This is a genomic window from Pelotomaculum sp. FP, assembly GCF_004369245.1.
Taxonomy (GTDB): Bacteria; Bacillota; Desulfotomaculia; order Desulfotomaculales; family Pelotomaculaceae; genus Pelotomaculum_C; species Pelotomaculum_C schinkii.
This window is the reverse complement of the sequence record NZ_QFGB01000002.1, coordinates 176138-183655: the sequence shown is the minus strand read 5'-3', so window position 1 is coordinate 183655 and position 7518 is coordinate 176138. Positions and strand designations below refer to the sequence as shown.

6 protein-coding genes and 1 rRNA gene are annotated in these 7518 nt (G+C 47.6%); all 7 read right to left on the bottom strand.

Annotated elements, in window-relative coordinates:
- Positions 1–322: ribosomal RNA gene (locus Psfp_RS01720) — 16S ribosomal RNA — on the bottom strand; the annotation flags it as partial.
- A 518-nt stretch (positions 323–840) separates the two neighbouring features.
- Positions 841–3276, bottom strand: a complete 2436-nt coding sequence (gyrA, locus tag Psfp_RS01715; protein WP_134216822.1) for a DNA gyrase subunit A — start codon at positions 3274–3276, stop codon at positions 841–843.
- 458 nt (positions 3277–3734) lie between these two features.
- Positions 3735–3884: a hypothetical protein gene (locus tag Psfp_RS21430; RefSeq protein ID WP_192895227.1), complete on the bottom strand. Its 150-nt coding sequence runs from the start codon at positions 3882–3884 to the stop codon at positions 3735–3737.
- Between the two features lie 3 nt (positions 3885–3887).
- Complete coding sequence (locus tag Psfp_RS01710) at positions 3888–4181, bottom strand: hypothetical protein (RefSeq protein WP_134216821.1); 294 nt, start codon at positions 4179–4181, stop codon at positions 3888–3890.
- A 177-nt stretch (positions 4182–4358) separates the two neighbouring features.
- Positions 4359–4526, bottom strand: a complete 168-nt coding sequence (locus Psfp_RS21425) for a hypothetical protein (RefSeq protein ID WP_192895226.1) — start codon at positions 4524–4526, stop codon at positions 4359–4361.
- A 37-nt stretch (positions 4527–4563) separates the two neighbouring features.
- Positions 4564–5235 carry a hypothetical protein gene (locus Psfp_RS01705; protein WP_134216820.1) on the bottom strand — a complete coding sequence of 224 codons (672 nt, stop codon included), beginning with the start codon at positions 5233–5235 and terminating at the stop codon, positions 4564–4566.
- A 222-nt stretch (positions 5236–5457) separates the two neighbouring features.
- The gene (gene gyrB, locus Psfp_RS01700) at positions 5458–7368 is read right to left on the bottom strand and encodes a DNA topoisomerase (ATP-hydrolyzing) subunit B (RefSeq protein ID WP_134216819.1); all 1911 of its coding nucleotides are present in this window, start codon (positions 7366–7368) and stop codon (positions 5458–5460) included.
- Positions 7369–7518: the final 150 nt, after the last annotated feature.

Below are 7518 nucleotides of genomic sequence, written 5' to 3'. Positions count from 1 at the left end.
TGGCCGTCCACCCTCTCAGGCCGGCTACCCATCGTCGCCTTGGGGGTCTCTTACACCTCCAACTAGCTAATGGGACGCGGACCCATCTTAATGCGGATTGCTCCTTTCCTCACCCAAACATGTGTTCCCCGTGAGCGTATCCGGTATTAGCGCCAGTTTCCCGGCGTTATCCCGGTCATTAAGGCAGGTTATCCACGCGTTACTCACCCGTCCGCCACTAAAGTTTGAGATTCGCAAGCTTCCCCTCAAACTTCCGTTCGACTTGCATGTGTTAAGCACGCCGCCAGCGTTCGTCCTGAGCCAGGATCAAACTCTCCATTTATATCTGAATAATTTGATCTCGCTCGTTAATTTAGTCGTGTGTCGTGAGTCGTGGAACGTGGGATTCAGGCATTCCTTCCGGGTCCCTTTCTCACGTTTCATTTCTCACTCTACACGTCGTTGTTTTGGAATACTGCTCGTTAGTTTTCACTTGACGAGAGTCATGTGTTTGAGTCATGGTTTGTAGTTCGCTTGTCGTGTGAACTCCCGGCTTCCTCTTGGGTCCTGGACCCTTGAGTCTGTCATTCATTCCCACGTCTCACGTCTCACATCCCACGTCTCATTTCCATCCATCCACTGTTTAGTTTTCAAAGACCGTGTCGCCCTTTAGCGCGACGCAAATATTATCCTATCATTTCTGCCGGCCCCGTGTCAACTGGTATTTTCTGGCCGGATTCGTACTCTTGCTCCCGTGGGCTGTCCACCACACGGCACGATTATAAATTTAACACAGGGTTAACATGCTGTCAAGGTACATTAGGACTTTTTAACTTTTTAGTCGAATATATTTTTCTGATATTATTCCTCGTTATCATCGGTGTAAACCTTGGCCACCGCAACTACAGAGTCTCCCGCATCCATCCGCATCAAGGTAACACCCATGGTAGACCGCCCAATAGTAGAAATATCTCCTGCTCTCAACCTGATGATGATACCCTCGGCACTGATCATCATGATTTCTTCTTCATCTTTGACCACTTTTACAGCTACCACCGGGCCGTTCCGCTCGGTTGTTTTGATATTAATCAGCCCTTTGCCGCCTCTGGCCTGGGATCTATATTCCGTAAGAGGAGTGCGTTTACCGAATCCATTGGCAGTGACAACAAGTAAAAATGCCTCGGGACGGACCGTTTCCATACCGATAACCTCATCATCATACTTAAGCGTAATCCCCCGGACTCCGTGGGTACCCCGTCCCATGGGGCGTACCTCTTCTTCCGGGAAGCGGACGGCCATGCCGCCCTTGGTGGCCAGGATAATTTCTTCTTGACCATTTGTAAGCTTAACGTCCACCAGTTGGTCGCCTTCTCTAAGTGAAATGGCTATAATCCCGTCCCGGCGGGAAGTGTCGTACTCATTGAGGGAGGTTTTTTTGACCTGACCCCTGGTTGTAGCCATAAAGAGGAACTGCTCGGGGTCGAACTCCCGGACAGGAATAACCGCGGTAATTTTTTCGTCCCCACCAATATACAAGAGGTTCACGATGGCGGTACCCTTGGCCTGGCGTCCCGCCTCAGGAATTTCATGCACCTTCAAACGGTACACCTTGCCCTGGTTGGTAAAGAAAAGAAAGAAATGGTGGGTTGTAGTTATAAAGAGATGCTGAACATAATCCTCTGTCTTGGTCCCCATAGCCGTTACACCACGGCCGCCCCGGCGCTGGCTGCGGTAGGTGTCCAGGGGGATTCTCTTAATGTAACCCTGGTTGGTTATAGTGATGACCACGTCCTCTTCAGGAATTAAATCTTCCGCATCAAAAGTAATTTCATCACTGGAAATAACTGTGCGCCTGGGATCGGCAAATTTTTTCTTAACTATGGTAAGCTCGTCCTTAATGATGCCCAGTACCTTGCTCTCATCTGCCAGAATAGCCCGCAGATAGGCGATCCTTTCCATCAGCTCTTTGTACTCCTGCTCCAGCTTTTCCCGCTCCAACCCGGTAAGCTGTCTCAACCGCATTTCTACAATAGCCTCGGACTGTCTTTCCGTAAGGCTGAACCTTTCCATCAAAGCCTTTTTGGCGGCGTCGGTATTATGCGAGGACCTGATTATTTTAATTACCTCGTCCAGGTAGGCTATGGCAATGCGCAGGCCTTCGACGATGTGGGCGCGTGTCTCAGCCTTGTTCAGTTCAAAGCGGGTACGGCGTACGATTACGTCCTTTTGATGCTCCAGGTAGTAATGCAAAGCCTGCTTTAAGCTCAACACCTGGGGTTTTCCGTCCACGAGCGCCAGCATGATAACGCCGAAGGTTTCCTGCATTTGGGTGTGCTTATAAAGCTGATTTAGAAGAACCTGGGGGTTGGCGTCTCTCTTTAGTTCGATCATAATCCGCATACCGCGGCGATCCGACTCGTCCCTGAGGTCGCTGATCCCTTCCAGTCTTTTATCCTTAACCAACTCGGCAATCTTTTCAATCAGCCTGGCTTTGTTGACTTGATACGGTATCTCGTTGACAATAATGCAGTTTCTGCCGTTGTTTGTCTTTTCAATGACGGCTTGAGCCCGCACCTTGATGCTGCCGCGCCCGGTGCGATAGGCGTTCCAGATTCCTTCCCGCCCCATAATCATACCGCCGGTTGGAAAATCAGGGCCTTGAATGGCGCTCATTAATTCTTTAACTTCTATGTCCGGGTTCTTAATCAGCATTATTATACCGTCGATGATCTCGCCAAGATTATGGGGCGGTATATTGGTTGCCATTCCTACGGCAATACCGGATGACCCGTTTACCAGCAGATTAGGGATACGGGCCGGCAAAACCGTTGGTTCCTCATTCTTATCATCATAGTTCGGTGCAAAATCAACTGTATCTTTATCTATATCGGCCAGCATCTCCGCCGTTATTCTGGCCATACGCGCTTCAGTATAACGCATGGCTGCCGGAGAGTCACCGTCCACAGAGCCAAAGTTGCCGTGACCGTCCACCAAAGGGTAACGGGAGGCAAAATCCTGGGCCAACCGGACCAGGGCGTCATAAACTGCCACGTCACCATGGGGATGGTACTTGGCCAGTACTTCACCAACTATATAGGCAGACTTACGGTGTGATTTATCGGAAGTTAAGCCCAGACTATGCATGGCATAGAGAATGCGCCTGTGTACCGGTTTCAGGCCGTCCCTTACGTCCGGCAGAGCCCGCCCTACGATTACGCTCATGGCATAATCCAGATAAGAATGCTTCATCTCTTCGTTAATATTTATTGGCACGATTTTTCCGGTTAATGACGGCAAACTCTGCTCACCTCAATCAATCCATTATTTTCTACGAAGGAATTATATCAAAATGAGCCGTCAAATGCAATTTGGTGCCCTGCTCATAATAAAGAGCAGGCCGTAAACCCGCTCTTTTAATACTTAAAGTTTTTTGAGGTATCCAGGCTAGCCTCCCAAACAGTTTCCGCACCGGCTCCTCCGGAGGTAAATGTGTTTATTTTGGAGATATTTGCTTACCTGTAATACCGTTTACCTTGTATAAATAAGTATATAACATATTAAATTTTCCACAACCAGGCAGCTTGGTTATTATCGGGTTTAACAACCCGGGGATGGTACCTATTCCCCTTATCATCACACCTTTGAAGCCGCATGGTCTTATTTTTTTAACCCCAGGAGCCCTGCCCGGAGTTTATACATGCAATCAAGGGACACCACCTCATATTTTTCTGTCTCGTTTTTTTGGGCGACATAGTTCATCCGCCCCAAACAACCTCCGGCACACTTTTCCAGCCGATAGTTTCAATACCAGTTGAAACTTTTGCAGGAGAGCCTGCGGCCTGTGCCTCGAGATTATTATTATTTTTGTATCCCCAATTAAGCACCTCCCGTGTATACCGCATCATTCTTTAAGGCCCTCTAACGGAGTGCCAGATGAAATCCTTTATAACCAGCAGCGTGATAGCTACCGTCCATTTAAATTGGCTGGTCACTGTATTCACCTTAAAAACGACCTTCTCATTCAGAAACGCTTTAATTCCTTCTAAAGCGACGGGAGCCGCTGCAATTAAATCCTGTATGAAATTAGCTTGTTTTTGGACGGCGGCGCCCGCCAGGAATGCTGCTGCAAGAAACAGCAATGTTATTAATAAAGACTTTATTTTTTGCCCTTTAGCCGGCCGGTAGTTCGCGATAGTTCTCATAAGACGTCCCCCCAGATTTATGTGCAATCACACTGGGTCATCTTTACTGCATGTAGTTATTGGCCATGGTGTTGGCCTTCTGAAGGGTTTATCTAAACCACTCATCCCACCGCATGCTTCATACAAGCAAGGGACACCACCTCTTTTTTTGTTTTTTTGTAATGTAAGTTTTTTTCATTATCCCCCCTCTTTACAAAAGTACCTTCGCCATATACCACCCAAGGACATATTGGTTATCCTTAAGTTCCTGGCCGATCCGGCAGGAATAATTCCAGCCTGTTCTCCAACCCTTACAGCCAGGCGGACAGCGTCCCGGGCAACGCCGCCACGGTACAGGGCACTCAATACTCCATCCTAATACAATAAAAAACTGCCTTCGTTTTTATTTTAAGGCCCCACAGACCCGTGTTAATTTAACCACGGCGTCATACATGGTTGACCAGAACTTTTCTTTTTCGGCGGTGATCTCATCGCGCACCTCAATTTGTGCTTCACGTTTAATAATCTCCCTTTCTTTATCCTGAAAGTCCAACTCCAGGTAACGGCGATACTCCTCGCTTCTCTCCCTGATCTCGTTCTCAATGGCTGCAAGTCGCGCCTTGTACTCTTCCTGCTGCCTGACACCGGTTTCCTTTAGTTCAGCCAACTTGGCCTGGTAGTCTTCCTCAAGCGCCTTGGCCCTTAGTTCCAATTCCTTTTTACGCTCTTCGATAATAGCGTCCTGAGCTTGCTCCAATTCGCCAAGACGCGTCTCTCTATCTGCAATGAGCTCCTCCTTGTCCTCTATGTACCTCAACTTGTCTTCGGCGTAAGCAATTTGCCCCAGGATCCGATCCAGTTCTTCCTTGGCGTCTTTAATCTCCTCTGCCTGCAGGCGGTATGTCGCGGCTTCTTTCCAGAATTGAGCCATTGTACTACCTTTATCTTTAATAAAAGCCTGCACCGCCTGCATAATGGCGGAAGGCACCTCAACGTTAGGTATGCGGCAATTTTTAACAGTTTCTATGGTCTTTGATTCCCCGGCGGATTTTTTTAGAGCAGTGACTTTTGACATAATTTACCACCTCGTTTTTGATTAACATATTACCATATCGATGCAAACTCCAAAAACGGTAATTATCGTTAAATAAGTTTTATTTTCTTTTGTATTCTTTTTGTATCGCTTTATTATAAATATCCCATATTATGGATATTTATATTTAATTAATTATAAAAAAATAAGAGGCCCGGACGTGAACTTAATCCAGGCCTCTCATTTCTATATTAAGTGATTTTGTTAAACATCCAGGTTGCGCACAGCAAGCGCGTTTTCTGTAATAAAATCACGGCGTGGCTCCACCCGGTCACCCATCAGCATGCTAAAGATGGCATCTGCTTCGATGGCGTCTTCCAGGTCAACCCGCAGGACTGTTCTGGTATCCGGGTCCATAGTAGTTTCCCAGAGTTGGGTGGCGTTCATTTCACCCAAACCTTTATAGCGCTGAATGGTAATCCCGTCCCGGCCAGTTTGTTTAAGGGTTCTCTCCAATTCTTCGTCGTTGTAAATATATCTCTCTGTTTTTCCCTTCTTGATCCGGTACAGAGGAGGCTGGGCAATGAAGACATACCCCGCCTCTATAAGTGGGCGCATGTACCTGTAAAAGAAGGTCAGCAGCAGAGTCCTGATGTGGGCTCCGTCGATATCAGCATCAGACATCAAGATCAGCTTGTGATACCTGGCCTTATTAATGTCAAAATCCTCACCGATACCGGTGCCCATGGCGGTTATCATAGCCCTTATTTCTTCATTGGCCAGAATTTTGTCCATCCTCGCCTTTTCAACGTTTAAAATTTTGCCGCGTAGGGGCAAAATCGCCTGGAAGCTTCTGTCACGTCCCTGCTTGGCCGACCCACCGGCGGAATCACCCTCTACCAGGTAAAGTTCTGTTACCGACGGGTCGCGATCGGAGCAGTCCGCTAACTTACCCGGCAAGGTTGAGCTTTCCAGCGCGCTTTTACGTCTGGTTAATTCCCTGGCCTTGCGTGCAGCCTCGCGAGCCCGCGCGGACGTAAGAGATTTTTCCATAATACGTTTGCCAATCGCCGGGTTTTCTTCCAGGAAGGTAGAAAGACTTTCTCCAACCACATTGTCGACAATACCTCTAACCTCGCTGTTACCCAGTTTGGTCTTGGTCTGTCCTTCAAATTGAGGATCCGTTACTTTAACGCTGATTACCGCGGTTAAACCTTCACGGATATCTTCTCCGGACAGGTTGCTGTTCCCATTTTTAAGCAAGTTATATTTACGACCATAGTCGTTGATAACCCTGGTAAGAGAAGCTTTAAACCCGGCCTCATGGGTCCCGCCGTCAATAGTATGAATATTATTGGCATAAGAGAGGATGTTCTCTACATAGGCGTCGGTATACTGCATGCATACCTCAACCATAACTTCGTCTTTCTGCTTTTGCATATAAATTGGTTTGCTGTGCAGAGGAGTTTTATTTTTATTGAGATGTGTGACAAAGTCGCGTATACCGCCATCGTGGTGAAAAACAACCTCTGTCCCCTTGCGTAAATCACGCAGTATAATTTTGATGCCCATGTTCAGATAAGAAAGCTCCCTCAGGCGCTGAGCAAGGGTATCATGGTTAAAAACCAGCTCTTCAAAAATCTCCGGGTCGGGCTTAAAAGTCACTTTGGTACCGTTGCTTTTGCTCTTGCCGATAATTTTTAACTCAGTGACCGATTCGCCCCGCTGATACTTTTGGTGATAGATGTTACCGTCCCTTCTGACTTCAACCTCCAGCCAAACAGAAAGGGCGTTAACCACGGAGACACCAACACCGTGCAGCCCGCCTGATACTTTATAGCCGCCACCGCCGAATTTGCCGCCCGCGTGCAGCATGGTCAGGGCTACCTGTACCGCGGGAATACCTGTTTTAGGGTGAATATCGACAGGGATACCCCTTCCGTTGTCGATGACCGCTATTGAATCATCTTCGTTGATAATGATCTCAATCTTATCGCAAAAACCAGCCATGGCCTCATCAATACTGTTGTCCACCACTTCATAAACCAAGTGGTGCAGGCCACGGGCAGAGGTGCTGCCTATATACATGCCCGGCCGCCGCCTGACGGCCTCAAGGCCTTCCAGAACCTGAATGTCCTCAGCGCCGTAGCGGACATTATTACTATCGTCAGACATAGCCAGTCAACTCCTAACTCCAATACTCTAAATCGTTATATTATCATAAATTTGGAAATTCCTCAAGTTTATCCGGAAATACAAAACCGTGACAATAAAGCACGGTAATATTTAGAAAATAACAATTAGATATAGATAACGCGGCGCCGG

Coding starts and splice junctions, on each gene's coding strand:
- Psfp_RS21430 (WP_192895227.1), bottom strand. CDS start 3,884: ATGATGCGGTATACACGGGAGGTGCTTAATTGGGGATACAAAAATAAT.
- Psfp_RS01710 (WP_134216821.1), bottom strand. CDS start 4,181: ATGAGAACTATCGCGAACTACCGGCCGGCTAAAGGGCAAAAAATAAAG.
- Psfp_RS01705 (WP_134216820.1), bottom strand. CDS start 5,235: ATGTCAAAAGTCACTGCTCTAAAAAAATCCGCCGGGGAATCAAAGACC.
- gyrB (WP_134216819.1), bottom strand. CDS start 7,368: ATGTCTGACGATAGTAATAATGTCCGCTACGGCGCTGAGGACATTCAG.